The 25,203-nt window shown below is 69.4% G+C and carries 25 protein-coding genes; 10 read left to right on the top strand and 15 right to left on the bottom strand.

Annotated features, from left to right (window positions below; all coding sequences use genetic code 11):
• The first annotated feature begins 10 nt into the window (after window positions 1-10).
• Window positions 11-1,621: an FAD-binding oxidoreductase gene (locus CU254_RS34765; RefSeq protein WP_199786067.1), complete on the top strand. Its 1,611-nt coding sequence runs from the start codon at window positions 11-13 to the stop codon at window positions 1,619-1,621.
• Between the two features lie 28 nt (window positions 1,622-1,649).
• On the top strand, window positions 1,650-2,363 hold the full coding sequence (locus tag CU254_RS34760) for a class I SAM-dependent methyltransferase (RefSeq protein WP_009083770.1): 714 nt from the start codon (window positions 1,650-1,652) through the stop codon (window positions 2,361-2,363).
• Here CU254_RS34760 and CU254_RS34755 read toward each other — a convergent pair.
• From CU254_RS34755 to CU254_RS34705, 10 genes are all read right to left on the bottom strand, one after another.
• Window positions 2,356-2,913 carry a hypothetical protein gene (locus CU254_RS34755; protein ID WP_009083768.1) on the bottom strand — a complete coding sequence of 186 codons (558 nt, stop codon included), beginning with the start codon at window positions 2,911-2,913 and terminating at the stop codon, window positions 2,356-2,358. The genes CU254_RS34760 and CU254_RS34755 overlap by 8 nt on opposite strands.
• A gap of 65 nt (window positions 2,914-2,978) precedes the next feature.
• Window positions 2,979-4,076 carry an S-(hydroxymethyl)mycothiol dehydrogenase gene (locus tag CU254_RS34750; RefSeq protein WP_009083766.1) on the bottom strand — a complete coding sequence of 366 codons (1,098 nt, stop codon included), beginning with the start codon at window positions 4,074-4,076 and terminating at the stop codon, window positions 2,979-2,981.
• A 139-nt stretch (window positions 4,077-4,215) separates the two neighbouring features.
• A complete protein-coding gene (locus tag CU254_RS34745; protein WP_009083764.1) occupies window positions 4,216-5,472 on the bottom strand; it encodes a peptidase C39 family protein in 1,257 nt (418 codons plus the stop codon).
• 74 nt (window positions 5,473-5,546) lie between these two features.
• Window positions 5,547-5,948, bottom strand: a complete 402-nt coding sequence (locus CU254_RS34740) for a PaaI family thioesterase (protein WP_009083763.1) — start codon at window positions 5,946-5,948, stop codon at window positions 5,547-5,549.
• A gap of 52 nt (window positions 5,949-6,000) precedes the next feature.
• Window positions 6,001-7,716 (bottom strand): TIGR03767 family metallophosphoesterase, encoded by a 1,716-nt coding sequence (locus CU254_RS34735; RefSeq protein ID WP_037715774.1) that lies wholly within the window; start codon window positions 7,714-7,716, stop codon window positions 6,001-6,003.
• 717 nt (window positions 7,717-8,433) lie between these two features.
• Window positions 8,434-8,883, bottom strand: a complete 450-nt coding sequence (locus CU254_RS34725) for a DUF4190 domain-containing protein (RefSeq protein WP_009083760.1) — start codon at window positions 8,881-8,883, stop codon at window positions 8,434-8,436.
• Between the two features lie 91 nt (window positions 8,884-8,974).
• Window positions 8,975-9,793 carry a carbohydrate ABC transporter permease gene (locus CU254_RS34720; protein WP_009083759.1) on the bottom strand — a complete coding sequence of 273 codons (819 nt, stop codon included), beginning with the start codon at window positions 9,791-9,793 and terminating at the stop codon, window positions 8,975-8,977.
• Window positions 9,790-10,701, bottom strand: a complete 912-nt coding sequence (locus CU254_RS34715) for a carbohydrate ABC transporter permease (protein ID WP_009083758.1) — start codon at window positions 10,699-10,701, stop codon at window positions 9,790-9,792. The genes CU254_RS34720 and CU254_RS34715 overlap by 4 nt, the downstream gene beginning before the upstream one ends.
• Window positions 10,698-12,002 (bottom strand): ABC transporter substrate-binding protein, encoded by a 1,305-nt coding sequence (locus tag CU254_RS34710; protein ID WP_009083757.1) that lies wholly within the window; start codon window positions 12,000-12,002, stop codon window positions 10,698-10,700. The genes CU254_RS34715 and CU254_RS34710 overlap by 4 nt, the downstream gene beginning before the upstream one ends.
• Window positions 12,003-12,102: 100 nt before the next feature.
• The gene (locus tag CU254_RS34705; RefSeq protein ID WP_009083756.1) at window positions 12,103-13,731 is read right to left on the bottom strand and encodes a long-chain fatty acid--CoA ligase; all 1,629 of its coding nucleotides are present in this window, start codon (window positions 13,729-13,731) and stop codon (window positions 12,103-12,105) included.
• Window positions 13,732-14,192: 461 nt separating this feature from the next.
• On the opposite strand from CU254_RS34705, the gene mihF reads away from it, so the two are divergent.
• Together mihF and CU254_RS34695 are read left to right on the top strand one after the other, a co-directional pair.
• Window positions 14,193-14,504, top strand: coding sequence for an integration host factor, actinobacterial type (mihF, locus tag CU254_RS34700; RefSeq protein WP_050788348.1), 312 nt, complete (start codon window positions 14,193-14,195; stop codon window positions 14,502-14,504).
• 92 nt (window positions 14,505-14,596) lie between these two features.
• Window positions 14,597-15,763, top strand: a complete 1,167-nt coding sequence (locus CU254_RS34695; protein WP_009083754.1) for an isochorismate synthase MenF — start codon at window positions 14,597-14,599, stop codon at window positions 15,761-15,763.
• A 3-nt stretch (window positions 15,764-15,766) separates the two neighbouring features.
• On the opposite strand, the gene CU254_RS34690 is transcribed toward CU254_RS34695, so the two are convergent.
• From CU254_RS34690 to CU254_RS34670, 5 genes are all read right to left on the bottom strand, one after another.
• Complete coding sequence (locus CU254_RS34690; protein ID WP_037718473.1) at window positions 15,767-16,456, bottom strand: 4'-phosphopantetheinyl transferase superfamily protein; 690 nt, start codon at window positions 16,454-16,456, stop codon at window positions 15,767-15,769.
• 125 nt (window positions 16,457-16,581) lie between these two features.
• A complete protein-coding gene (locus CU254_RS34685) occupies window positions 16,582-16,908 on the bottom strand; it encodes a hypothetical protein (protein WP_009083750.1) in 327 nt (108 codons plus the stop codon).
• A gap of 46 nt (window positions 16,909-16,954) precedes the next feature.
• Window positions 16,955-17,602, bottom strand: a complete 648-nt coding sequence (locus tag CU254_RS34680) for a TetR/AcrR family transcriptional regulator (RefSeq protein ID WP_009083749.1) — start codon at window positions 17,600-17,602, stop codon at window positions 16,955-16,957.
• On the bottom strand, window positions 17,599-19,134 hold the full coding sequence (locus CU254_RS34675; RefSeq protein ID WP_009083747.1) for an ATP-dependent acyl-CoA ligase: 1,536 nt from the start codon (window positions 19,132-19,134) through the stop codon (window positions 17,599-17,601). The genes CU254_RS34680 and CU254_RS34675 overlap by 4 nt, the downstream gene beginning before the upstream one ends.
• A complete protein-coding gene (locus tag CU254_RS34670; protein ID WP_009083745.1) occupies window positions 19,131-19,874 on the bottom strand; it encodes an enoyl-CoA hydratase/isomerase family protein in 744 nt (247 codons plus the stop codon). Before CU254_RS34670 ends, CU254_RS34675 begins: the two co-directional genes overlap by 4 nt.
• A 47-nt stretch (window positions 19,875-19,921) precedes the next feature.
• Between CU254_RS34670 and CU254_RS34665 the strand changes: the two genes are divergently transcribed.
• From CU254_RS34665 to CU254_RS34645, 6 genes are all read left to right on the top strand, one after another.
• Complete coding sequence (locus CU254_RS34665) at window positions 19,922-21,499, top strand: amidohydrolase (protein ID WP_009083742.1); 1,578 nt, start codon at window positions 19,922-19,924, stop codon at window positions 21,497-21,499.
• 114 nt (window positions 21,500-21,613) lie between these two features.
• Window positions 21,614-21,784: a hypothetical protein gene (locus CU254_RS43365; protein ID WP_159396488.1), complete on the top strand. Its 171-nt coding sequence runs from the start codon at window positions 21,614-21,616 to the stop codon at window positions 21,782-21,784.
• 498 nt (window positions 21,785-22,282) lie between these two features.
• Window positions 22,283-22,723 carry a GNAT family N-acetyltransferase gene (locus CU254_RS34660; protein WP_009083741.1) on the top strand — a complete coding sequence of 147 codons (441 nt, stop codon included), beginning with the start codon at window positions 22,283-22,285 and terminating at the stop codon, window positions 22,721-22,723.
• Between the two features lie 133 nt (window positions 22,724-22,856).
• Complete coding sequence (locus CU254_RS34655; RefSeq protein ID WP_009083739.1) at window positions 22,857-23,540, top strand: metal-dependent transcriptional regulator; 684 nt, start codon at window positions 22,857-22,859, stop codon at window positions 23,538-23,540.
• A gap of 160 nt (window positions 23,541-23,700) precedes the next feature.
• Entirely contained in the window at window positions 23,701-24,519 is an 819-nt protein-coding gene (locus tag CU254_RS34650) for an LLM class flavin-dependent oxidoreductase (protein WP_037718471.1), read from the top strand.
• A gap of 72 nt (window positions 24,520-24,591) precedes the next feature.
• Entirely contained in the window at window positions 24,592-24,942 is a 351-nt protein-coding gene (locus tag CU254_RS34645) for a hypothetical protein (protein WP_009083737.1), read from the top strand.
• Window positions 24,943-25,203: the final 261 nt, after the last annotated feature.

Below are 25,203 nucleotides of genomic sequence, written 5' to 3'. Positions count from 1 at the left end.
CACTGTAGTCGTGAGCGATCTCATCAACCACCGCATCCGGCGTTCGTGGACCGAGGAGGGCTCGGCCGCGGCCGGTCTGCCCGATCGCGCGGTCCGGTGGCTCAGCCAGCGTATCGGCCAGGTCGGCCCGGATCGAGGCGGGAAAACCGCCGCGGTCCGTCCGGTCGCCGAGTCCGCGCTGACGGTGCCCGTCCGTACCGAGTTCGAGGACCTTCTCGGTGCGGACCACGTGCTGGTCGATCCTCAGGAACGGCTCGGCCGCACCGGCGGTCTGTCCTATCTGGACCTGCTGCACGCGCGGACGGGCGACGAGGTGCCGGTGCCGGACGCGGTGCTGCTGCCCGCGGACCCGGACGAGGTGCAGGCCGTGCTGGACCTCTGCGTGCGGCACGACATCGGCGTGGTCCCGTTCGGCGGCGGCACCTCGGTGGTCGGCGGGGTCGCGGCGCTGCGCGGCGACAAGGCGGCGGTCGTCGTGCTGGACCTGGTGCGGCTCGACGAGCTGGTGTCGGTGGACCCGGTGTCGCGGATCGCGGTCCTGCAGGCTGGCGTGCGCGGCCCCGAGGCGGAGCGGCTGCTCGCGGCGCACGGCTACACGCTCGGCCACGTGCCGCAGTCGTTCGAACGCGCCACCATCGGCGGGTTCGCGGCGACGCGTTCGGCAGGCCAGGCGTCGTCCGGTTACGGCCGGTTCGAGGACATGGTCGCCGGGGTCCGGCTGGCCACGCCCAAGGGCGAGTGGCGGCTCGGCGTCGCGCCGGCGTCCGCGGCCGGGCCGGATCTGCGGCAGCTCGCGGTCGGCAGCGAGGGCACGCTCGGCGTGATCACCGAGGTCGCCCTGCGCGTCCGGCCGTTGCCCGAGCAGCGGCATTACGAGGGCTGGATCGTCGATGGCTGGGAGGCCGGAGCGGCGGCGGTGCGCAAGCTCGCGCAGGACCACGCGCTGGCGGACGTCACCCGGCTGTCCGATGTGGACGAAACGAACGTGTCGTTCTCGCTCAACGCCGGGCTGAAGACCACGGCACTGAAGACCTACCTGGCGGCGCGCCGGGTCAAGAACCCGTGTCTGCTGATCGTCGGCTGGGAAGGCGACGTGGCCCGGCGCCGGCGGCGGACGTCCGCGATGCTGAAGTGTTCCGGGGCCGTGCGGATCGGCAAGGTGCTCGGCGAGTCCTGGCGGCACGGCCGGTTCAACGGACCACGCCAGCGCGATGCGTTGCTGGACCTCGGGGTGTGCGTGGAAACCCTGGAGACCGCCGCCTATTGGTCCAATTTGGACGAACTGCACGACGCGGTGCGCGCGGCTTTGGTGGCCTCGCTGGGCCGGGCGATCGTGATGTGCCACGTTTCGCACGCCTACGAAACCGGCGCGTCGCTGTACTTCACCGTGCTGACCTCGCGCGACGACACCGATCCGGTCGGACAGTGGCAGCGCGCGAAGGCGGCGGCGTGCGAGGCGATCACCGGGATCGGGACGATCAGCCACCACCACGCGGTCGGGGTCGACCACGCGCCGTACCTGGAGGCGGAGATCGGCCGGATCGGGTTGGACGTGCTGCGCGCGGCCAAGTCCGCGGTGGACCCGACCGGGATCCTGAACCCCGGAAAACTGCTCGGCTGAACGCGCCCGCGCGGGCAGACTGGCGCGGGTGAGCGATGCAGTGGGTTCCTTTCCGCAATACGAAGTGTTCGCCGACGAATTCCTCGACCACGCGCAGAACGGGTTCTACAACGCGCACTACGACCGTCCGGCCTGCCTGGAATTGCTAGGCGACGTCGCCGGGCAGCACGTCCTCGACGCCGCGTGCGGTCCCGGCCTCTACGCCGAAGAACTGACCGCCCGCGGCGCGCGAGTGACCGGGTTCGACCTCAGCCCTCGCATGGTCGAACTGAGCCGCGAACGGGTTCCGGAGGGCGAGTTCCGCGTCCAGGATCTGGCCGAACCGCTGACCTGGCTGCCGGACGCGTCGGTGGACCAGGTGCTGTTCGCCCTCGCGCTGGAGTACGTGGACAACCGGGTGGGTGCGCTGCGCGAGTTCCGCCGGGTGCTGCGGCCGGGCGGGGCGCTGGTGCTGTCGAGGCAGCATCCGACCGGCGATTGGCTGCGGCACGGCGGCAATTACTTCGACGTCCGGGTCATCGAGGAGGTCTGGAGCCGCGGCTGGAAAGTGCGGTACTGGCTGGCTCCGCTGGAACGCACCTGCGCGGAACTGCGCGAGGCCGGGTTCCTGATCGAGCAACTGCGTGAAGGACGTCCGCCTGCCGAAGCCGCTTCGGTCGATCCGGAGCGACATGCCCGGTTGACGCGGGAGCCGCTGGGTTTCCTTACCGTGCGCGCGATTCCGGATCCGCGAGTCAGCTGAAGGTCTTTTCCGGCGGCAAGACGGTGCAGGCGAGACCGTGCCCGGCCGCTGGTTCGCCGACGAGCGCCGCCGCGTCGGCTTGGTTGACGTCGGCGACGCGGACCGGGGATCCGTTGACCAGCAACGGGTATCTGATCGGCGAGGCCCCGACGTACGCGTGCACGCCGGAGAGCAGCACGCCGTCGAGGCGGATGTCGGCGTGGTCCAGCGTCGCCAGGTCGTACCGATTGCCGCGGCCCTCGCAGATGTCCAGCACCGCCAGCTGTTCCGGCGTCGCGAACCAGACGAAGTGGTCCTCCGTCACGCCCGGCAGCGCGGTGAGCGTTGCCGGGCGCTGGCCGTCACGTTGCCGCAGCCCGGCGGCCCACACCGCGGCGAGCCCGGTGCACTGCACACGCGCCGCGACGACCGGTCCGGTCAGGCCGAGCTGGGTGCGCAGCCAAGTGATCTTCGACGGGCACGCGTTCGACCCGTACGCGAGCAGCGGCGTGCGGGAACGCCACCCCGGCGGCGCGGTGTCCAACGCGTGGCCCGCGCCGTCGAGGTGCACGAACGAACAGTCCGGCCGCGTGCCCGGGTACGGGTCGGCCGGATAGTCCGCGTCGGCGAAAAGGATCAGAACTCCACCACGCTGCGCAGCACGTCGCCGTGGTGCATTCGCTCGAAAGCCTGCTCCACGCCGTCGACGCCGATCCGCTCCGTGACGAATTTGTCCAGCGGCAGCCTGCCCTGCAGGTACAGGTCGACCAGCATCGGGAAGTCCCGCGACGGCAGGCAGTCGCCGTACCACGACGACTTCAGCGAACCGCCGCGCGAGAAGAAGTCGATCAGCGGCAGGTCGTTGAGCTTCATGTCCGGCGTGGGCACGCCGACCAGCACGACGGTGCCGGCGAGGTCGCGGCCGTAGAACGCCTGCCGCCAGGTCTCCGGCCGCCCGACCGCGTCGATCACGACGTCCGGGCCGAACGAGTTCGTCGCGTCCTGCATCGCGGCGACCACGTCCTCCTCGCTGAGGCCCCGGCTGTTGACCGTGTGCGTGGCCCCGAAGTCCTTGGCCCACTGGAGTTTCCGGTCGTCGGTGTCGATCGCGACGATCGTGGTCGCCCCGGCCAGCCGCGCACCCGCGACGGCCGCGTCGCCGACGCCGCCGCAGCCGATCACCGCGACCGAATCGCCGCGCCCGACCGCGCCGGTGTTGATCGCCGCGCCGAGCCCGGCCATCACGCCGCAGCCCAGCAACCCGGCAACGGCGGGCTCAGCGCGCTCGTCGACCTTCGTGCACTGTCCACTGTGGACGAGAGTCTTCTCGAGGAAGGCCCCGACGCCCAGCGCGGGGGAGAGCTTCGTGCCGTCGGTGAGCGTCATCGGCTGCTCGGCGTTGAAAGTCGAGAAGCAGTACCAAGGCTTGCCGCGTTTGCAGGCCCGGCAGGTGCCGCAGACCGCGCGCCAGTTGAGGATGACGTAGTCGCCGGGCGCGAGGTCGGTGACGCCCGCGCCGACCTTGTCCACCCGCCCCGCGGCCTCGTGCCCGAGCAGGAACGGGAACTCGTCGTTGATCCCGCCCTGGCGATAGTGCAGGTCGGTGTGGCAGACCCCGCACGCCTGCACCGACACGACGGCCTCGCCAGGCCCGGGATCGGGCACCACGACCGTCTCGAGCGTGACCGGCTCACCCTTGGCCCGCGACACCACTCCCTGGACCTCGTACGGCATGCGCACAACCTTTCACCCGCGACGGCGTTCTCGCGGGCAGCTAATCACGGATCATGCGCATCTCGCCATAGGCCAGCCTCGTGAGTGTTCAGGCCGGTGAGAACCGGCTTCGCCACTCACGAGCCACCTGCTCAGCGCCTCACGGCGTGATCAGGTAAACCACTCCGCCCGGCCCGCCAGCCACCGCGCCGCTCTCGGTGTGCCGCTTCGTGCGCTGCCAGATCTTCTCGAACTGGTCCCGCTTGTACACCGTCCGCACGCGGTCGTCGGAGCTGGACGCTGGGTCGTTGGCAATTACATCGCCCGACTGGGTGAAGCCGACCACGACCATCAGGTGCCCGGCCGTGCCGTAGCCCGCGCCGTCCAGTTCACTCGCCAGGAACGACTGCGACGTGATCACCGGAATGCCGCGCGCGATGTAGTCCTCGAGTTCGTTCAGGTCGTGCAGCCGGGTGATGTGCCCGCGCAAGCCGAGCGAAGCGGCGTACGCGGTGTTGAACGGCCAGTTGCCGGTGCCGTCGTACGCGTAGTCGTAGGTGCCGCGCGCGGCATAAACCACCGAGCGGTCCTGGTAATCCGCCGGGATCCAGTCCATCTGCTCCGCGCTCGGCTTGCGGCCCCAGTATTCGGCGACCATCTCGGTCGACGTCGGGCTGCACCACGCCTCCCCGCCGCCGCCGTACTGCGGGAACTGTCCTTTGTGGATGTTCTGGGCGAACGGCGGCACCTTCAGCTCGATCCCGCGCGCCCGGCCGGGCTTGGTGGTCTGTACGTCGAACCGGTCCGGCACGTTCGAGGTCATCGCGCCGAGCGAGGACAGCGTCGGCGTGGTCGGCGAACCCTGCTCGCGGTAGAGCATCACGCGCAGCTGGTACGAACGCAGCGTGACGCCCGCCTTCGTGGCGAGCGTGTCGACGTCGACCGAGGCGTTGTCGTCGCTCTGCCCGTCGACGCTGGTGCGGTGGATGTCGCCGTCCCCGCTGGCCCAGCGGCCCATCGTGTACCACGCGGTTTCGGTCCCCGCCGAGGTCCGGCCGCGGGCCTGCACCTCCAGCCACGTCTTCGCCGGGGTGCGCGCGTTCCACGACGCGATCAGCTGCGTCGCGTCGAAGCCCTGCCGGTACTTCGGCGACGTCCACGTGCCGTAGTCGTAGGTGCGCGTGGTGCCGAGCCCCGGTTCGGTGTGCGCGACGCTGCCCGCCGGATGCGTGATCCGCAGGCCGCCGTAGCCGAAGCCGAGCCCGTCGAGCCGGCCCGCGAAGAACGAGCCGGACGACCACTCGTGGTAGTCGATGGCCTCGTCGTTACGCGCGTGCCGCGGTTCCGCGGCGGCCTGCGCCGCACCAGCCGTGAGCATGACGATGGACAGTAACGTGACCAACCCGCGAACCCGCATTCCGGCTCCGTCCCCAGACCCCAGTGGTAGCCAAAGATTTTCGCCTTCCGGGGCGGGTAAGTAAAGGGCCGCCGCTACAACACTGCTTGCGTCTGGGTGATTTTCGCGGCCAGTTTGCCGTCGTCGTCATGGATCTCGGTCTCGACGACCACCACGCGGCGCCCGGTGTGCAGTGGTCTGGACGACGCGGTGGCGTACCCCGAACGGACGCCGCGCAGGAAGTTCGTCTTGGACTCCAGCGTGGTCGTGCCCTGCGCGCCCTCGGGAAGATTGAGGAACGCGCAGACGGCTCCGGTCGAATCGGCCAGCGCCATCAGGGCCCCGCCGTGCAGCACGCCGCCGAGCGTGCACAGCGATTCGTCCCACGCGAGCCGGCTGCGGACCAGGTGCGGGCCGTGCTCCAGCACCTCGATGCCGAGCCGCTCGCTGAACGGCATCGTTTTGTGGAACAGCTGCGTGCCTTCGACGTCGGTCATGCCGAGCAGTCAACCGCAGCCGGGCGCGTGGCGTCGATTACCTCGCGGGTAATCAGCTGAGCGGGTTAGTCAGCAGCAGCTCGGTATTGCGGTCGCCCGTCTCGCCGACGTGGCTGAGGTTCGCGTGGATGTCGTTGTAGGAGAACTCGCGGTACATCGAAGCGAGTGCCTCGGGGGTGTGGGCGGAGTAGTCCACGGCGTACGGGGCGTCGGCCTCGATGAGCGTGGTGAACAGCGAGAGCGTGCCGTCATGGTTGTCGGCCAGCTCGATGATCCGTGCGTGCTGCGGGAAGTCGATGTGGCTGGCGGTGTTGATCTCCCAGAAGCTCTGCACCGGGGTTTTGCCGACGTGCGGGGTGATCTTGTTGAGGTGGGTGTGCCCGTTGACCCACGCGACGACGTTCGGGAAGCGCTGCAGCATCGCGACGAAGGTGTCGCCGTTCAGCCGAGGGTCCAGCAGATTGCGCATGTCGGGCAGGAGGTTGCCCATCGTGCCGCTGGTGTGGTGGCTGAAGAGGACGAACAGCTCGTCGGTGACGGAATGCGTGACCTTGCGGCCGAAGAAGTCGTAGTACGTCGAGCTGTTGCGCTTGAGCGTCGCCTCGACCCAGTTGAACTGCGCGAGCCCGATCGACCCGTCGGCGAGCCCGCCCTGCGTAGTCGTGTCGAGGCTGATGCCGGTGACCCCAGGCGCGATCCGGAAGGTGTAGTAGACGTTGCGCCCGTCGGAGTTGGCGTCGGTGAACCCGTGCCCGACCGGACCCGGCCCGGTGTTCTTCGCGGCCAGATGCGCCTTGACGAACTCCGAGGTGCTGAACGGCCGCCGCCGCGGATCCGGCGTGACCTCGCGGACGGTACCGCCGCCGAACAGCTCACTGAGCGGCACACTCTGGCCGTTCTGGATGGCGGTGCCGAGCTTGCGCGCGCTGCTCTCGTCCTTGCCGATGACCTTGTACTTGCCGGTGTACCAGCCTTCGATGCCCGGGATGCCCTCCGGCAGCGTGCCGACGACGCTGTCGTCGTGGTTGCCGAACGTGCAGTACCACGGCAGATTCAGCCCAGGCGCGGTGAAGGGCGCGATGCCCGCCTCGAGCAGGCCGGGGATCTGCGGAAAGCCCTTCCTGGTGTAGTCGTCGGCGAGCTGCCTGTCCGGGTTCCAGAACGCCAGATTGCCGGATGCCTGGACGCCCTCGTAGCGGTTCGGGTCGCCGGAGTTGGGCGTGATCGCGCCGCCGTTGAGCGTGGTGAGGAACCAGTCGAGCTCGATCAGCTCGTGGTTGTCGGTGTTGTCGCCGGTGGTCATGACGAAGTCGAACTGCCGCCCGGTGAACGGCCCCGCGCGGAGACTGTTGACCCGCTTGACGAGCGCACTGGTCGCGACGGTCCCCAACGTTTCCTGGGGCCGGTGCGCGGACGCGATGAACGGATGCAGATACTCGAACCGAGCAGGCGATTCGGTGTCGGTGATATGCAGGTCGGTGAACTGCACGAACGCCCCGAGCGCAGTCCGCCGGTCGTCGCGCCCAGCCTTGGCCTCGACGAGATCGGCCCGAACCGCGACCGGCCACCCCGGCCCGGCGGACAGCCGCGAATACCCCGTATCCGCCCCATACGCAGCCTGCTCCAGCGTCGTGCCGGTGGTCCGCACGGCCCGCTGCGCAGTCCGCCGCAACGCCCGGTCCAGCGCGTTCGCCGTCGGGGTGCAGAGCAACAACCCCACTCCAGCCACGCCCGCGGTGGTGAACGCCCGTCTGGTCAGCTCCGCCATGGTCCTTACTCCCCGTCCTCGCCGGACCTCGCACGCTTCCGGACGCCCATGACGATCCGGTGAACTAAGCCGAAGCAGAACGTGAAGGTCTCTCACATTTGCCGTGACAACGGGGGAGACTCTGTCACAAGGGCAAGGCACCCACTACCGCCGAACGGAGGGCAAGATCCGTCTCCTGCGGCGCGGTCCGTCCGTGAGGGCCACCTTCACGGACTCAGAGTTCCTTAGGGTTCCCCTCACGACCCCTCCGTCGGACGTGAAGGACTCCTTGAGGGAATTAGATTCCCTCAAGGAGCCCTTCACGGACCGCTTCCCCGGCGACGCCGCCGAGATCTCCCCGCACCGCCGCATTGGGCGCATCCCGCGCACCCAATGCCACATTGGGTGCGTCAGACGCACCGAACGCCACATTGGGTGCATCGCACGCACCGAACGCCACATTGGGTGCGTCACATGCACCGAACGCCACATTGGGTGCATCACATGCACCCAATGCCACATTGGGGCGCTACCCGCCCGCCGCCCCACTCAAAGGAGCAACGCCAGAGTCGCGCAGAAAACCGCAGCCAGTGCGCTCAAACAGCGTGGCACCCAGCCCTCCCCCAACCCCGATACGAAGCACCCCCGAACCGTCAGCACAATCAGACTTCGGGGTGCCCCACGCAACCATCAACCGGCAATGTCGCCGCCAGGCGACGAGCCGAACCCAAAAAACCCTCAGCAATAAAACGCGCAAGTAGCCCCAACAGCAGACAAAGAAACAAAGAACCAAATCAAGAAAATCACCGCCGGAATAGCCGCCAAAATCCCGCAGACCAGCCCGGCGATCCCCATCCCCTGCCCAGTCCACCCAGGCTTGCCGGCTTGAACCATCCCAGCCCAAGACAACCCGATAGCCGTAATAGCAGCGACCACATCAAAAAACGGCACCCAGAAAAAGATCAGCGCGACAATCCCGACGACCATCCCAGCCACCGCGAGCCCGCTGGTCTTCAACGGCGTCGCGTACTGAGCCGCATACGGCGCCCCGTACATCGGCGCCCCATACGGCACCGGCGGCTGCCCGTACCCAGGAGTAGACGGATACCCAGGCGCGGGCACCGGCCCGGACGGATGGCCCGTCGGGTCCTGGCCGGGGTAGGGCTGCTGCTGATACGGGTCCGTCATGGGTGCACTCCTGCTGCGACTGTCGCGACGGTGAGTCGTCGGTGGCTAACGGCGAAACGTTACGCGCGCTCGACGGCCGATGTGACGGTTTTCAGCCTTTCAACCCGGATTCGGTGACCCCGCGTACCAGATATCGCTGGAGGAACGCGAAGAGCAGCACGATCGGGACGATCGACAGCACCGCGGCCAGGAACAGCAGGTTCAGCTGCGGGTTCTGCGCGGTCAGCAGCCCGGACAGCGCGACCTGCACCGTCCACGAGTCCGGCGACTGCGCGATGATCAGCGGCCACAGGAACGCGTTCCAGCTGCCGATCACGGTGATCACCGCGATCGCGGCGAAGAAGCCGAGCGAGTTCGGCACCACGATCTTGCGGAAGACGCCCCAGCGGGACAGCCCGTCGACGCGGCCGGCGTCTTCCAGTTCCTTCGGGAAGTCGAGGAAGTACTGCCGGAAGAGGAAGACGCTGAACGCGCTGAACAAGCCGGGGATGACCAGGCCGCGGAAGTCCGAGAGCCAGCCCAGCGTCGAGACCACGACGAAACTCGGGACGAACGTCACCGACGTCGGGATCATCAGCGTCGCCAGCACCGCGTAGAACACCGGCTTCGAGTAGCGGTACGGCACCCGCGCCAAGCCGTAGCCGGCGAGGGAGCACACCACCAGCAGGCCGACCGTTTGCAGCACCGCGACGACGACCGAGTTCACGATGCTGCGCGCGAACGGCACGTCCTGCTGGTGGAACAGCTTCGCGAAATTCTCCCAGTGGATCTGCTTCGGCCACAGCGTCCAGCCGGGCGCGGTGAGCTCCGCGCGGGACGCGAGACCGTTGCGCAGCAACAGGTAGAACGGCAGCAGGAACAGGATCGCGGACACGAGGAGAGCCGTCCAGCGAAGCACCGCGCGGATCATGTCGCGCTCCGATCGAACCGGAAAAGCTTGCCCTGCAAGAGAGTCACCATGGCGATCAGCAGTGCCAGGATGACCGCGCCCGCGCTGCCGCGGCCCAGGTCCTGTCCGCCGGAGCCGAGGGAGGTGTAGTAGAGGTACACCAGCGGCGGCCGCGCGAACGGCGGATAACCCCGGGAATCGCCCATGATGTTGTAGAACTCGTCGAACGCCTGATAGGCGTTGATCAGGTTCAGCAGCAGCACGGCCACCGACGTCGCGCGCAACTGCGGCAGCGTGATGTGCCGGAAAACCTGCCAGCCCGGCTTCGCGCCGTCGAGCCACGCCGCCTCGTACAGGTGCTGCGGAATCCGTTGCAGCGCGGCGAGGAACAGGATCATGTAGAAGCCGAGCTGCAGCCACAGCCGCGCGGTCACCAGCACCACCCAGTACAGCGGCGGGTGCACGGTGCCGGTCCACGCCACCGGGTCGATGCCGAAGACGCCGAGGACCGTGTTCGCGAGCCCGTAGCGGACGCCGGAGAACAGCGACGTCTTCCAGATCAGCGACGCCACCACGTACGAACACGCGAACGGCAGGAAGAACACCGAACGGAAGAACGCCCGCGCGAACCGCAGCTGGTTCACGCCGACCGCCAAGGCCAGCGACAGCACGAACGTCAGCGGCACGATGAACAGTGCGAACACGCTGAACGTGCCGAGGCTCGCGACGAACGGGCCGTCGGAAAGCATCTGCGCGTAGTTGTCCAGTCCGACGAAGACGCTGGGGGTGACGGTGTTGCGCGCGTCGAAGAACGACAGGTACAGGCTCCACCCGATCGGCACGTAGGCGAAAATCGCCAGGCCGAGCAGGAACGGACCCACGAACCCCCAGAACGCCAGCGTGTCCCGGGTTTTCCGGGACAGCTTCATCCGAACAGGCGTTTCAGCTCGGACTGCGCGACGGTGACCGCGGCCTTCGTCTGCGCCACCGGGTCCGCGCCCTCCTTGGCGATCTTCGCGACCGCGTCCGACAGCGCCGTGTTCGACGTCTGCGTCCACACCGGACCGCCGACGAGGTGGCTGTTCTCCTTGACGAAGTTCACCACGTCCGCGGCCGGGCCGCTCTGCAGCGTCTGCGCCTTGTCGATCAGGCTCTGCCGGGCGGGCACGTGGAAGCCGTAGCGGGTGGCGAACTCCAGCTGGCTGTCGGTCTGGTCGATCCACAGCCACTTCACGAACGCCTTGGCCTCGTTGACATGCGCGCTCTTCGCGTTGACCATCGCGCCGTACGCGCCGACCGGCACCGACGGCTTGCCGCTGTCGTCCAGCTTCGGGAACGGCAGCACGCCGAAGTCGTCGTTGAGCGCGTCGCGGATCTTCGGGACGTTCCACAGCCCGGTCCACTGCATCGCGCAGAGCCCGTCGACGAACGCGCCCGGGTCCGACCAGTCGGCAGGCGCGCCGAGCAGCAGGGAACCGCTGGCGTTCAACGTGTGCAGCTTGCTGAACGCGGCGGCCGCACGCGGATCGTCGAAGCCGACCTCGCGGTTGTCGTTCTTGAGGTAGTCCAGCCCGGCCGACCACAGCAACGGTCCGGTGAGCGTGCCGACGCCGCCGTCATTGCCCGCGAAGAAGCCCTTCACGCCGTCCTTCGTCAGCTTGCCCGCGGCGTCGATCAGCTCGTCCACCGTCTGCGGCGGCTGCACGCCCGCGGCCTGCAGCATGCTCTTGCGGTAGAAGAGGACCTGCGTGTCGGTGGCCTGCGGAATGCCGTAGACCTTGCCCTCCACGGTCTGCGCGGCGAGCACGGCGGGGCTGAAGTCGTTCTTGACCGGCCCGATGATGTCGTCGAGCGCCACCACCTGGTTCTGCCGGACCCAGTCGATCTTCACCTGCGCCTCGAACACGTCCGGCACCGGGCTGTTCTGCAGCGCGGTGACGATCTTCGAGTCGTAGTCGCCCGGGTTCCACACGACGTTGACCTTCGCGCCCGGATAGCTGGCCGCGTAGTTCTTGACGGCTTCCTGGACGCCGTCCTCGCCGTAGGCGTGGTACCACTGCTGCAGCGTCACCTTCGGGGCTTGCGTCGGGGTCGTGGCTCCCGCCGACATCGCCGTGGACGGCGGCGGATCCCCCGGACGCCCGGTGTTCGACCCGCACGCGGCCGCGACCGCGCCCACCGCCGCCGTCCCCGCCAACGACAGGAACGACCTCCTGCTCCGCTGCTGCATCCCCAGTTCTCCTCCGACGTGCTGGGAAGGGCTCCTTGCCGGGATCAAGATTCCCTTACGAAGCCCTTCCCAGGCCGACAACTCGCCGGAGATTTACCGCTCAGAGGTGTGAGATGTCGAGCTTTCCCTCGGAGTAGGACGCGCGCAGCCGCTTCTTGTCGAACTTGCCGACGCTCGTCTTGGGCACCTCCTCCACGAACGTCCAGTTCTCCGGCAGCTGCCACTTCGCGACCTTGTCCGACAGGTAGTCGCGCAGTTCCTCGGCGGTGGCCTGCTGGCCCTCCTTCACCACGACGGCGACCAGCGGGCGTTCGTCCCATTTCTCGTCCGGGATGCCGACCACCGCCGCCTCGGCGACCGCCGGATGGCCCATCACCGCGTTCTCCAGGTCCACCGACGAGATCCATTCGCCGCCGGACTTGATCACGTCCTTGGCGCGGTCGGTCAGCGTCAGGAAGCCGTCCGGGCTGATCTTGCCGACGTCGCCGGTGCGCAGCCAGCCGTCGTGGAACTTCTCCGGGTCGATGTCGGAGCCGCCGTGGTAGGCGCCCGCGATCCACGGACCGGACACCTCCAGCTCGCCGACCGCCTCGTTGTCCCACGGCAGTTCCTCGCCGTTGTCGCCGATCAGCCGGGCCGCGACGGACGCCGGGAAGCGGCCCTGGGTGTAGCGGTAGGCCCAGCGCTCCTCGCCGGTCGCGCTGGCCGGCGGACGCGCGACGCTGCCCAGCGGCGACGTCTCGGTCATGCCCCATGCGTGCAGGATCGGCACGTGGTAGCGCTCCTCGAAGGCGTGCATCAGCGACGGCGGGGCGGCCGACCCGCCGACGACCACCTCGCGCACGTGGCTGATGTCCTGCGGGTTCGCGTCCAGGTGGGCGAGCAGGCCCTGCCAGATCGTCGGCACCGCGGCGGCGAAGGTCGGCTTCTCCGCGGCCAGCAGCGCGGCGATCGGGGCGGGCTGCAGGAACCGGTCCGGCATGAGCAGCGACGCGCCGACCATCATCGCCGCGTACGGCAGGCCCCACGACATCGCGTGGAACATCGGCACGATGGCGAGCGCCAGGTCCTCCTGGGCGAGCCGCATGCTGTCGGTCATGCAGACCTGCATCGAGTGCAGCCAGATCGACCGGTGCGAGTAGACGACGCCCTTCGGGTCGCCCGTGGTGCCGGACGTGTAGCACATCGCGGCCGCGGACCGCTCGTCGATCTCCGGCCAGTCGAACTCGTCGGACTGCGCGGCGAGCAGCTCGTCGTAGGAGTGCACGGTGACGCCCTCGGGCGCGGTCAGCGCGGACGCGTCGCCGTTGGCCACGACTACGTGCTTGACCGTCTTCATCCCCGGCAGGTTGCTCGCGAGCAGCGGCACGAGCGTGCCGTCGACGATGATGACGTGGTCTTCCGCGTGGTTCGCCACGAAGACCAGCTGCTCCGGGAACAGCCGGATGTTCAGCGTGTGCAGCACCGCGCCCATGGCGGGCACTGCCAGGTAGGCGGCGAGGTGCTCGGCGTTGTTCCACATGAACGTGCCGACTCGCTGGTCGCCGGTGACGCCGAGGCCGCGCAGCGCGTTCGCCAGCCGGGCGGCGTGCTTGCCGAGCTCCGCATAGGTCTCCCGGCGGGCTTCTGAACCGGTCCAGGTGACGACTTCGCTCTTCGCGTGCACCTTCGTGCCGTGGCGCAGCAGCTTCGCGAGCGACAGCTGTCCGTCCTGCATCGTGCTCAACATGGGTGACTCCCGTGGTGCTCGTTCGCCGGTGAACTGGGGTGCGCCCGACTCTAATGCGGATCCGCCGGATCGGGCACGAACAAGTTCGGTAACGGCTTGTCGGCCCTCTCCCGCCTTCGGGTGGCGGCCCCGCGCTTTCATGATCCACTTCTGTCGCGATTCCTGTTGCGGGGCAAGAAAACGCCTTGTGTTAACTGCGTTGAAATAGACTCCCGTTCGGGTGAGGTAATGGGGGCGGAAATGAGCCCTTCGAGGCCGTTTCCACAGGTCGCGAGGGGTCCCCTCACGCAGGTCCGCCGCGCCCGTCGACGGGTGATAAGTGCGTGTCGGTTGCGCGTACTGCGGGCACGTGGCGTTTACTGGGGCCGTGGTAAGTGACGGCTGGCCAGCGCTTGCAGCTGCAAGCATCGGCTGAGACCGTCGGCCGCGAAAGCGGAGACCTGAGAGGAAAGGACATTACGTTGGCTCTGCCCACGTTGACTCCGGAGCAGCGCGCCGAGGCCCTCGCCAAGGCGGCAGAGGCTCGTAAGGCGCGCTCGGAGCTGCTCGCTTCGATCAAGTCCGGCAAGGAGAGCATCGAGTCGGTGCTCAAGCAGGCCAAGGAGAACAAGACCATCGGCAAGACGAAGGTCACGCAGCTCCTCAAGGCGGTGCCCGGCCTGGGCGCGGTCAAGGTCGCCGCACTGCTCGAGCAGGCGGGGATCGACCCCGACCGCCGGGCCGCCGGCCTCGGCGAACGGCAGCGCGAAGCGCTGATCGACGCGCTCAAGTAACGCCGATCCGGCGGCCGCGGGGAAGGTGGCGCGAGGTGTTGCACCGGCGACACTTTCCCCGCGGCGCTCCCGGATCCTGAGACGCTGGTGGAGTGACGACCAGTACCGCGCCGGCGACCCCGGCCGAGACCACCGTCCGCTACCAGCGCGGCGACTTCCTGTTCGCGACCGCCCGGCGCGCCCTGCTCGCCCGCGGTGCGCTCGGGACCGTCACCGACGCCGACCCGCGCCGCCTGGCCCGCTCGGCAGCCGCCGAGCTGGACCGGTCCGGCGTGCCGCTCGCCGTCGGCGTGCTGCCGTTCGACACCGGACCCGGCGCTGCCTCGCCGGGGCACCTCGTGCTGCCCCGGACGGTGCATCGCGCCCAGACGGGCGCCGAGACCCCGCCCGCGCCGCCCGCCGCCGACCTGCCCGCTCCCGCGGCCACCCGGCGGCTTCCGTCCGCGGACGGCCATCGCGAGAACGTGCGTGCCGCCGTCGCCGCTCTGCGCGACCGTGACCTGCGCAAAGCCGTGCTGGCCCGCGCGCTCGAACTCGAATTCGCCGAGCCGATCCCGGTCGAGGGGATCGTCCGCAACCTCGCGCGCGGCAACCCGCGCCACTTCACGTACGCCGCCGAACTGCCCGGCGGCCGCACCCTCGTCGGGGCCACCCCTGAGCTGCTGCTTTCCCGCGCCGGCGACTCCGTGTTCACGACCCCGCACGCCGGGTCGATGCCGCGTTCGGCCGACCCCGAGACCGACCGGGCCAACGGCGAAGCCCTCCTCGCGTCCGCGAAGGACCGGGAGGAGCACGATCTGGTGATCGACTACGTCGTGGAGTCGCTGCGGCCGTTCTGCCGGAAACTCGACGTCCCCGCGGGCCCTGAGCTGGTCTCCACGCCCGCGATCTGGCACCTCCGGACGTCCATCACCGGCGAGCTGGCGGACCGCTCAGTGACCGCTCTCGACCTCGCCGCCGCGATGCACCCGACGCCCGCCGTCTGCGGCACCCCGACCGTCCCCGCGCGCGACCTGGTGCAGGAACTGGAACCGTTCGACCGCGGCTACTACGCGGGCGCGGTCGGCTGGGTAGACGCGTCGGGAGACGGCGAATGGGCGGTCGCGATCCGGTGCGCCGAGGTGGCCTCGCGCTCGATGCGGCTGTTCGCGGGCGGCGGGATCGTGCCCGCGTCGGATCCGGATGTCGAGTACCGGGAGACGATCGCGAAGTTCCGCACGCTGCTGGGGGCGATGGGGCTGGACGACAGCGCGTCGTGAGGCTTACGGCAGCCAGTGCTCCTCAGTGAGGCTCAGGCTGTCCGAGGTCAACGCCGCGACCGCCGCGCGATGGCCGTCAGCCGCTTTGAGGTCGGCGAGGCGGGTCCGCGCCGGGTCGAGTGCTTCGTCGCCGGACGTCACCAGCTCGGCCGGGGCGTCGTAGCGGGAGAACGTGATGCTCTGGAGCGGGATCTTCAGGCCCTTGCCGGTGGCCTTCATCACCGCTTCCTTGCGCGTCCAGTAGATGAAGAAAGCCGCGGAACGCTCCTCGTCCGACAGGCCCGCGACGGCCTCCCGTTCGGCTGGGCTCAGCGCGTACTCCACGAGCGAGGCGTCCGCCTTCCGGCTGGCCGTTTCGACGTCGAGGCCTACCGGCACCCCGTCAGTGACCGCGAGACCGATCAGATTGCCCGAATGCGAGATCGACAGCACGAGGTCCGAGCCCGGCACGCGCGGACGGCCGTGCGGTTTGCCGCAGTCTTCGCAGGTCGCGTCGAAGCGCACGGACTCCGCCGCGCCGCCGAGCCGTTCCGCGACGAGGGTTTTCGCGAGCACCCGGCCGGTCAGGAAGCGGCGCTGGTCGATTTCGAGCCGGTACGCGTCGTAGCGGCCTCTCTCCAGGTCGTCGAGCAGCTTCAGGTAGCGGTCCTCCGCAGGCAGCGGTTCGGACCAGCGCACCACGATTTCGGTCACCGGCACCCCTCCTCGTCCGCCTCCGATCTTGCCGGGGCGCGCCGCGGTTTGTCATGCCCCTATCCCGGACGCGGCGAAGGCCCCCTCGGAGTCCGAGAGGGCCTTCGCGGCTGGATTAACGAGTGCTACGACTTGTCTTTGTTGCGCATGGCGATGGGGACCCCGGCTAGGTCTTCCTCATTGCACAGCAGCTTCACGTCGTAGTAGGGCGAACCCTGTCGCTCGTCGTAGTCTAGGTGGATCGCGAGGACGTCGAGCGGTTCTCCCAGCCACTCCTGCGCTTGGCGCAGCCATACTGCACAGCGCTCGAGCGCGCTGGGCAGGTCGTCGTCACGAAACTCGACTGGTCGATACGGCACGTCCTGGACCTGATCGCGCGGGTTTGAAGGCGCGGGCAGGCCAGGAGAGAGACCGGAGTCGTCCAGTTCGAGTTGGATCGTTTGCTCAGTCACCCTTCGAGCGTCCCCCACGTTCGCCGTCTGAGCAAGGCGTAGGGCGCTAAAAGCCCTCTTGGACAGGCAAGTCCCACACCTGGGCGACCACTTCGAGGCATTGCCGGAGGTCGTGCGCACGCACCGCGACCGGATGTCCGAGCGCCCGTAATGCCAGCTCCGCGTAGTGCGTGGCCAGGTCTTCCAGCCGAAGCGGGCCCTTCGGGGAATACCACCTGGCCACGCCGCTGCACATTTCCAGCAAAGCGAGCCGCGTCACGGTCGGGTGTGCGGTGTGGAACACGTTTGCCGCGGCGCCGTCTTCGATCGCCTTCGCCCAGAACCGCTCGTATTCGTCCCGCAGCGCGACGACCCGGGCACGCGCCGGAGCCGAAAGCGCGTCGACTTCGTTGTCCACCACCCGGGTTTCGCCCGGCTGGGCGGCGTGGGCGAGGACGTGCAGCGCGACCAGCGTGCGCATCCGGACCACCGGATCGTCGCTGCCCGCGGTGGCCTTCGCGACCGCGTCGATCAGGCGGTGCAGCGAGGTCGTCATGATCTCGACGAGAAGATCTTCCTTGGTGCCCATGTAGTGGTAGAGGCTCGCCGAAGAAAGTTCGGCCTCCTGGGCCAGATCCCGAATGCCTGTGCCGTGGAAACCCTTGCTGGCGAACAGTTTCACGGCCGCCGCTCGTACGCGTTCGGCGCTGCTCACAGCCACTCCCCGGTGCTGCGGTCCCAGGATCCGGCGCGGAGGTCGGCGACCTTCCGCAGTTCGCCCTTCGCGACGCGTTCGGACGGCGTGCGCGGCAGGTCGTCGGCGAACGTCCAGAACCTCGGCACCTTGAAGTACGCCAGTTGCTGCGCGCAGAACTCCGCCAGCTCCTCGGGCGACGGCCGGTCCTCGCCGCACACGACGTACGCCTTCACTTCCTCGCCGCGCAGGTCGTCCGGCACCGCGAGCACGGCCGCGAGCCGTACTTTCGGATGCTGCAGGAGCGCGCGCTCGACCTCGTCGGCGGAGATGTTCTCGCCGCTGCGGCGGATCATGTCCTTGGTGCGGCCGAGATAGTAGACGCGGCCCTCGGCGTCCATCCGCGCGAGGTCGCCGGTGTGGAACCAGCCGCCGGCGAAGGCGCGCGCGGTCGCTTCGGGATCCTCGTGGTAGCCGTGCATGAGCCCGATGCCGCGGATCAGCAGTTCGCCGGTTTCCCCGCGCGGCAACGGTTTCCCGTCCGGTCCGGCGATCATCACCTCGCGGTCGCGGGTCGGCCGTCCGATGCAGCCGGCGCCCACCGCGGCGTCGTGATCGGACTCGGAGACCCGGATGTCGCCGCCGGTCTCGGTCATCCCGAACGCCTCGTACCACGGCACGCCCCAGCGCTGCTCCAGCTGAGCGTGCAGGTCGGGCGGGATCGCCGACGCGCTGATCGCGCGGACGCGGTGGTTCCGGTCGTCCGGATGCGGCGGCTGGCGCAGCAGCAGCGTCGGCATCAGGCCGAGGCAGTAGAACCAGGTGACCTCGTGCTCGCGGACCTTCTCCCAGAACGTGGAGGGGTGGAACCGGTCCAGCACGACGAGCGTCGCCCCGGCGGCCAGCGCGAGCGCGACGTTCCACTGTGGATCAATGTAGTGGAACGGTTGCGCGGTAAGCAGGACGTCGTCCTCGCCGACGGCGGGAAAGTCGGTGGCGAGTCCGATCGCGAGCGTGGTCCAGTAGCGGTGCGGCAGCACGCAGCCCTTCGGCGCGCCGGTGGTGCCGGAGGTGTACTGGATGTTCACCGGCTGCTCGGCGACCACCGATTCCGGTTCGTACCGCGTTTCCGACTTCAGCGCGTCCGGCGTGACGACGCGTTCCACGGCCGTTTCCGGCGCGATTTTCTCCAGCAGTTCCACGAACTCTTCGGCGGCCACCGCGAGGCGCGCGCCGGAGTGGCGCAGGACGTGGGCGCCGTCGAATTCGCGGTAGTTGATGTTGACCGGGACCAGAACTGCGCCGAGTTTGGCGAGCGCGAGCCACAGGAGCGGGAATTCCGGCTCATTGCGGAGCATCACCGCGACGCGATCGCCGGCCCGGATGCCTTCGTCGTGGAGCGCTTTCGCCAGGCGTCCGCTGCGGTCGTCGACCTCGGCGAAGGTGAACCGGGTATCGGTGCTGTCGAAGATCCACGCGGTGCGCTCCGGCCAGAGCTGCGCGGCGCGCGCGACCAGCGCGACCAGGGTGTCGACCTGCTGCAGCGGCGTCACGCCCGGCTCCGGAACGCTTCGGTCGACTCGCGGACGGCGGCCGAGTTCTCGGTGATCAGGGCGTGGGTGACCTCGAGTTCCAGCGCCGAGTCGAAGGCGTGGTCGATCCCGGCGTCCAGCGCCCGCTTCGCCATCGTGGCGGCCTCCGGCGGGTGATGGGCGATCTTCTCGGCCCAGCCGAGCGCGAGCGGCATCAGCTCGTCGGCCGGCACGGCGGCGTTGACGAGGCCGAGGTCGTGCGCGCGCCGGCCGTCGAACCGGTCGCCGAGCAGCAGCAGCTCCTTCGCCTTGACCGGTCCGACCAGCAGCGGGAGCAGCCTGGACGCGGCTCCGGTGACGCTCAGCCCCAGCGACACCTCGGGGAACCCGAACACCGCGTCCTCGGCGGCCAGGATCAGGTCGCAGCCCAGCGCGAACTCCGCGCCCGCGCCGATCGCGTACCCGTGGACCGCGGCGATCACCGGCTGCCGCAGCGCGCGCAGTCTCCGGGTGACGTCCTGGAGCCGCTCCAGCCTCGCGCGAGAGTCCCCCGCGGGGGTGGGTTCCTTCAGGTCGTGCCCGGCGCAGAAGGCGCGGCCGTTGCCGGAGAGGAGGACGACGCGGGCGGCACTGTGCGCGACCTCCTCCAGTGCGGTGAGGAAGTCGTCCACCAGCACGGGCGCGACGGCGTTGAGCCGCTCGGGCCGGTTCAGCCGGATCTGCGCGATGCCGCCCTCGACGGCCAGGTCAACGGTGCTCATGGAGGCGAGCCTAGACGTTCGATCGATCGATCGATAGTGTCCAGGGCATGCAGGTTGACGCGGTGTACGAGAACGCCAGGCTGGTCACCGGCGACACCGCGCTGGCGGTGCTGCACGGCCGGATCGTGGCGCTGGGCGACGACGCGCGCTCGCTCTCCGCCCGCCGCCGGGTGGACCTCGGCGGGGGTTTCGTCGCGCCCGGGTTCCACGACGCGCACAACCACATGGCCTGGTTCGGCATGGGCCTGGACGACGTGCCGCTCAGCGACTGCCGAAGCGTCGACGAGGTGTACGACGCGGTGGCGCGGCGCGCGGCCGAGCTGCCCGCCGGGAGCTGGGTCGTCGGCAGCGGCTACGACCAGAACAAACTCGCCGGCGGCCGGCATCCGGACCGGCACGGCCTCGACCGCGCCGCGCCCGGCATGCTCGTGCGGCTCAAGCACACGTCCGGTCACATGACGCTGGTCAACTCCGCGGTGCTGGACCAGCTGGACCTCGCGAACGTCCCGGTCGGCGGCGACGTAGTCCAGTCCGCCGACGGCTCGCCGACCGGCCTGCTGCGCGAGCAGGCGCAGTTGCTGCTGCGTCCGCTGACGTACCCGACGCCGCTCGAATCGGTGGTCCGCGGCCTCGACCGGGCGAGCCGGCAGTACCTGTCGGAGGGCATCACGAGCGTCCAGGAAGCCGGCATCGGCGGCGGCCTGGTCGGCGAGACCCCGGCGGAACTGGCCGCGTACCAACTCGCGCGCGAACGCGGCGTCCTGCGGGTGCGCAGCACGGTGATGGTCGCCGCGAGCGTCCTGCACGACCTGCCCGACGGCGCCGGCTTCGGCCTGGACCTGGGCCTGCGCACCGGCCTCGGCGACGAGTGGCTGCGGATCGGCCCGATGAAACTCTTCGCCGACGGCTCGCTGGTCGGCCGCACCTGCGCGATGCACGAACCGTTCGATGGCGAACCGGACAACCGCGGCTACTTCCAGGTGCCCGAGGACGAGCTGACGCGCACCATCCGCCAAGCCCACGACGCCGGCTGGCAAATCGCGACGCACGCCATCGGCGACCGAGCCATCACGGTCGTCCTGGACGCCTACGAAGCCGCCCTCGCCGCCACCCCGCGCGCCGACCACCGGCACCGCATCGAGCACTGCGCAGTGCTCCCGCCCGCGGAGCTGACCCGGCTCGCCTCGCTGGGCCTGATCGCGTCCCCGCAGGGCCGGTTCGTCAACGAACTGGGCGACGGCATGCGCGCAGCCCTCGGCGAAGCTCGGGTGCCGTGGTGCTACCGCCTCCGCAGCGTCCTGGACGCCGGATGCGTCCTGCCAGCCAGCTCAGACCGCCCCGTCGTCGACGGTGCTCCGTTGCTCGGCCTCGCCGACATGGTCCGCCGCCGGACATCCACCGGCCAACCGTTCGCGGTAGAGGAAGCGCTGACCCCGGCGGAGGCCCTGCGCGCCTACACGTACGGATCGGCCTACGCGACCTTCGCGGAGAGCTACCTCGGCACACTGGAACTCGGGAAGCTCGCGGACTTCGTCGTGTTGTCCGCGGATCCACTGTCCACTGTGGAGGACGCCCGGGTGCTCGGGACCGCGGTGGGCGGAGAGCTCCGGTACGAGGCGTCGTGATGGGGACGCCGTCGCTCCGCCCGGCTGGGCTGGCTTGCTCGCTGGTCGGCTCGGGGGAGCTTCGCCGCTCGCCGGTCGGGTTGCAGCCACTTCGGCGATCGATGACTGGCTGGAGTGCTCGCGACCGCTCGGCGGTGCGGTCGCGAGCAGGTCACCACTCGCTGGCTGGCTCGCGTGCTCGCGGCTGTTCGCCGGTTGGCCTGCGCGCTCGTGTTCGCTCAGCAGGTGGCTTGGGTGCTCGCGACCGCTCGGCGGTTCGCTCGCGGGCACGCCACCACTGGCTGATCGGCTCGCATGCTCCCCGTCGTTCGATGGCTCGCCTGCGCGCCGCCCGTTGTTTGACGACGGGTTTGCGCGCTTGGCCGCTCGTCGGTTGGTTTACATGCTCGCCGTCGCGCGGTGGCTTGCTCGCAGGCGCTGCACCCTTCACCGGTTGGCGAGCGTCCTCGCGACCGTTCGGCGGTTCGATCGCGGGCACCTCACCCCCGGCTGATCGGTTCGCGTGCTCCCCACCGTCTCGTGGCTTGCCCGCACCCCGCCCGCCGTTCAGCGATTGGTCGCGCTCCTCGTCACCCGCCAACGAAGGTGAGCGTGCGCACCACAGCTCGCCAGGTCACCGGGCCGACCCATCGGCCTATTCAGTTGTCGATTCACCGACCACCAACCACCAACTCCTTCCGTCCAACAACGCTCCACACCGGCTCCGCCGCGCCGGGCCTTCCTTACGCCTTGCTTCGATACCCGCAACCGTAGCCGCCACCACCGACAAGAAAGGGGCTTCCGATGCCCGTTCGCGACGCCGTCTTCGAGGACGTCGAGGAAATCTGCAGCCTCATCGAGGAACACGCGGTCTACGAGGACAAGCACGACCTCAAACTCGACCGCGCCGAGATGAGCGGGCACCTGTTCGGTCCGGAGCCCAAGGCGTGGGTCCTGATGTGCACGCCGCCGGGACGTCCGGACGTCATCGCCGGGTTTGCCTTCTGCAGCTGGAATTTCTCCACCTGGGAGGGACGCCCGGGCATCTGGCTCGACGACCTGTTCATCCGTCCGGAGCACCGCAGGCACGGGCTCGGCCGGGAACTGCTCGACGCGCTGCGCGCCCGCACGACCGGGCGCGTCGAGTGGGACATGCAGGCCGGCAACGAGAAGGCCGAGGCGTTCTACGCGCAGCTCGGCGCGGAGCCGGTGCCGGGCTGGATCCGTTATCGCTGGCGGCCGTGACGGACGGTGTCCGGCGCCTGTCCGATCGGGAAAGAGCCTGGCCAGGCGATCAGCACGGCAGACCCGGGACGGAACCCGCCACCGCTCCTGAACCGGCCGACCGCGGCGGGCTCGGCACCGTATCGTATGCGGCATGGGAGATGGTTCCGTCCGGAGGTCGTCGTCGGTCGAGGACTACGTGCGGGTGATCTACGGGCTGGTCGAACGGGGCGAGGCGGTCACCAACGCGTCGCTGGCCGGGCGGCTTGAGGTGAGCCCGTCGTCGGCGTCGGGCATGGTCACGAAGCTTTCGCAGCTCGGCCTGGTCGCGCACGTGCCCTACCGCGGCATCGAGCTGACTTCGGAAGGGCGGCAGCTCGCGCGATCGGTGCTGCGCAGGCACCGGCTGATCGAGACGTACCTGGTCTCCGAACTCGGCTACACCTGGGACGAGGTCCACGCCGAGGCCGACGCCCTCGAGCACGCCGTCTCCGACCGGCTCGTCGACCGGATCGCGGCCAAGCTCGGCAACCCCGTTCGGGACCCGCACGGCGACCCGATCCCGGCCCCGGACGGCAGCGTCGAGGAACTTCCGATGCGCATCCTGGACGACCTCCCGCCGGGCGCGGTCGGCGAGATCGTCCGCGTGTGGGACACCGACCCGGACCTGCTGCGCTACCTCACCGAGCACGCGATCGGGCTCGGCGAGCGCATCGAGGTCGTCGAGCGGCAGCCGTTCGGCGGGCCGATGGTGGTCAAGGTCGGCCAGCCGCCGGACGCCGCCACGCACGCGATCGGCAAGGAGATCGCGCAGGCGTTGTCGGTCACCTTGCGCTGAGGGTGGGCGCGGACCTGGCGCTCGCTGCTTGGTCGCCCACTGGACGGGACGGGCAAGGAGAGACAGCGCAGTCGTCGGTCGCCCTGCGCTGAGGGACGTACGCGAGAGTGTCGCTGCCGGACGGATGTGCCGGGCAGCCCGCCCGCCGACGATGGTCGGCATGACCACTACCAAGCCGTTCCGCTTCGGCATCGTCACCGGGTACGCCCCGGACCTGGAGTCCTGGACCGCGCAGGCCCGCCGGATCGAGGAATTCGGGTTCGACCTCATGTTCGCGACCGATCCGGTCGGCGGGCTCGACCCGCTGACGCTGGTTCCGGCCGCCGCCGCGGTCACCAGCAAGCTGACCCTCGGCACCTTCGTGCTGGCCGACCCGTTCCGCGACGCCCGGAGCCTCGCGTGGCAGGCCGACTCCCTGCATCAGGCGACCGGCGGCCGCTTCCTGCTGGGGCTGGGCGTCGGCCATCCGGGAGCGGGCAAGCACGCCGCGACGCTGGGCCGCGAGTTCCTTTCGCCGGGCGAACGCGTCGCCCGGTTGGCGGACACCCTCGAGGTGCTTGCGGAGCGCCCCGAGCGACCCCGGCTATTGCTCGCGGCTTCCGGGCCCAAAATGCTCGCGCTCGCCGCGCGCACCGCCGACGTCGTGACGTTTTCCTGGGGGCCGCGCACGACCGAGGACCAGGCTGACTCCATTGTGGACACTTTTCGCTCGTTCGCGGGAAACCGGGATGTCGAATTGGCGGTGAATCTCACCGCGATCGGGGACCGGCCCGCCCCGCAGATCGCGCGCTACACCGGGGTCGATGTGCCGCAGCTGGTGGAGGAGAAAGCCGTCACCGTGTTGCCGGAAAACCCTGACGCCGCCGGGGAAATGCTTCTCCGCTGGCGCGAACGGTGGGGGATTTCCTGTGTCACGGTCAATTCCGGCTATGCGGAACCGTTCGCCGCGATTGCCCGGGCACTCTCCGCACAAGGGTGAAAGCCCTTCCGATCATGCGTTATCCGGCCTACGCTCCGAGGTTTCCCAGCGACGTGGTTCGGAGCGTGTGCGATGACCGGTCAGCGAACACCGACGATCGACCGGGGGAGTACAACAGGGCGGGATCTCGGGCAATTGCTCGAAACCGGCCCGTTCGCCGAAGCGCTGCGCGCGGCCATCCGGGCCCGCGGGCTCGGCCTGGAACGCATCAGATATCGGCTGCGGGGAAGGGGAACGACGGTCAGTCTCGCGACGCTGAGCCATTGGCAATCCGGACGTTGCCGCCCGGAACGCCCGGAATCCTTGCGGGCACTGCGAAATCTCGAGCAGATCCTCGGCGTCCCGGACGGGTCGCTGCGCAGGCTGCTCGGCCCGCCGCGTCCGCGCGGCCAGTTCCATCAGCCGGGCCAGCCGCTCTCCTGAGCGCGCCCGGCCGCGGCGGACGACGAAGCGCGCGGGTGGATCCCGACACCTGCGCGCCGTCGTCCGCCGCGTTCGCCCGGAGGTGCCGCGCCGCTACGGCCGACGCCGCGCCCACTGCGGAGAAAACCCCAATGTGGCATTGGGTGCGTCAGACGCACCGAACGCCACATTGGGTGCGTCGCATGCACCCAATGCCACATTGGGGATCCGCACGCCCGGTGAGCTGAAGCCAGCGGCCGTACCGGCGGCTTCTACGATCGG

The sequence above is a fragment of the Amycolatopsis sp. AA4 genome, from assembly GCF_002796545.1.
In the GTDB taxonomy this organism is placed as follows: Bacteria; Actinomycetota; Actinomycetes; order Mycobacteriales; family Pseudonocardiaceae; genus Amycolatopsis.
This window is presented reverse-complemented; position numbering and strand designations above follow the sequence as displayed.

What these genes read in the sequence shown, in the direction of transcription:
- CU254_RS34750 (WP_009083766.1), bottom strand. Translation starts at nt 4,076, where the DNA reads ATGCCGTACGAGGTCCAGGGAGTGGTGTCGCGGGCCAAGGGTGAGCCG.
- CU254_RS34745 (WP_009083764.1), bottom strand. Translation starts at nt 5,472, where the DNA reads ATGCGGGTTCGCGGGTTGGTCACGTTACTGTCCATCGTCATGCTCACG.
- CU254_RS34740 (WP_009083763.1), bottom strand. Translation starts at nt 5,948, where the DNA reads ATGACCGACGTCGAAGGCACGCAGCTGTTCCACAAAACGATGCCGTTC.
- CU254_RS34735 (WP_037715774.1), bottom strand. Translation starts at nt 7,716, where the DNA reads ATGGCGGAGCTGACCAGACGGGCGTTCACCACCGCGGGCGTGGCTGGA.
- CU254_RS34725 (WP_009083760.1), bottom strand. Translation starts at nt 8,883, where the DNA reads ATGACGGACCCGTATCAGCAGCAGCCCTACCCCGGCCAGGACCCGACG.
- CU254_RS34720 (WP_009083759.1), bottom strand. Translation starts at nt 9,793, where the DNA reads ATGATCCGCGCGGTGCTTCGCTGGACGGCTCTCCTCGTGTCCGCGATC.
- CU254_RS34715 (WP_009083758.1), bottom strand. Translation starts at nt 10,701, where the DNA reads ATGAAGCTGTCCCGGAAAACCCGGGACACGCTGGCGTTCTGGGGGTTC.
- CU254_RS34710 (WP_009083757.1), bottom strand. Translation starts at nt 12,002, where the DNA reads ATGCAGCAGCGGAGCAGGAGGTCGTTCCTGTCGTTGGCGGGGACGGCG.
- CU254_RS34705 (WP_009083756.1), bottom strand. Translation starts at nt 13,731, where the DNA reads ATGTTGAGCACGATGCAGGACGGACAGCTGTCGCTCGCGAAGCTGCTG.
- CU254_RS34670 (WP_009083745.1), bottom strand. Translation starts at nt 19,874, where the DNA reads ATGAGCACCGTTGACCTGGCCGTCGAGGGCGGCATCGCGCAGATCCGG.
- CU254_RS34665 (WP_009083742.1), top strand. Translation starts at nt 19,922, where the DNA reads ATGCAGGTTGACGCGGTGTACGAGAACGCCAGGCTGGTCACCGGCGAC.
- CU254_RS34660 (WP_009083741.1), top strand. Translation starts at nt 22,283, where the DNA reads ATGCCCGTTCGCGACGCCGTCTTCGAGGACGTCGAGGAAATCTGCAGC.
- CU254_RS34655 (WP_009083739.1), top strand. Translation starts at nt 22,857, where the DNA reads ATGGGAGATGGTTCCGTCCGGAGGTCGTCGTCGGTCGAGGACTACGTG.
- CU254_RS34650 (WP_037718471.1), top strand. Translation starts at nt 23,701, where the DNA reads ATGACCACTACCAAGCCGTTCCGCTTCGGCATCGTCACCGGGTACGCC.
- CU254_RS34645 (WP_009083737.1), top strand. Translation starts at nt 24,592, where the DNA reads ATGACCGGTCAGCGAACACCGACGATCGACCGGGGGAGTACAACAGGG.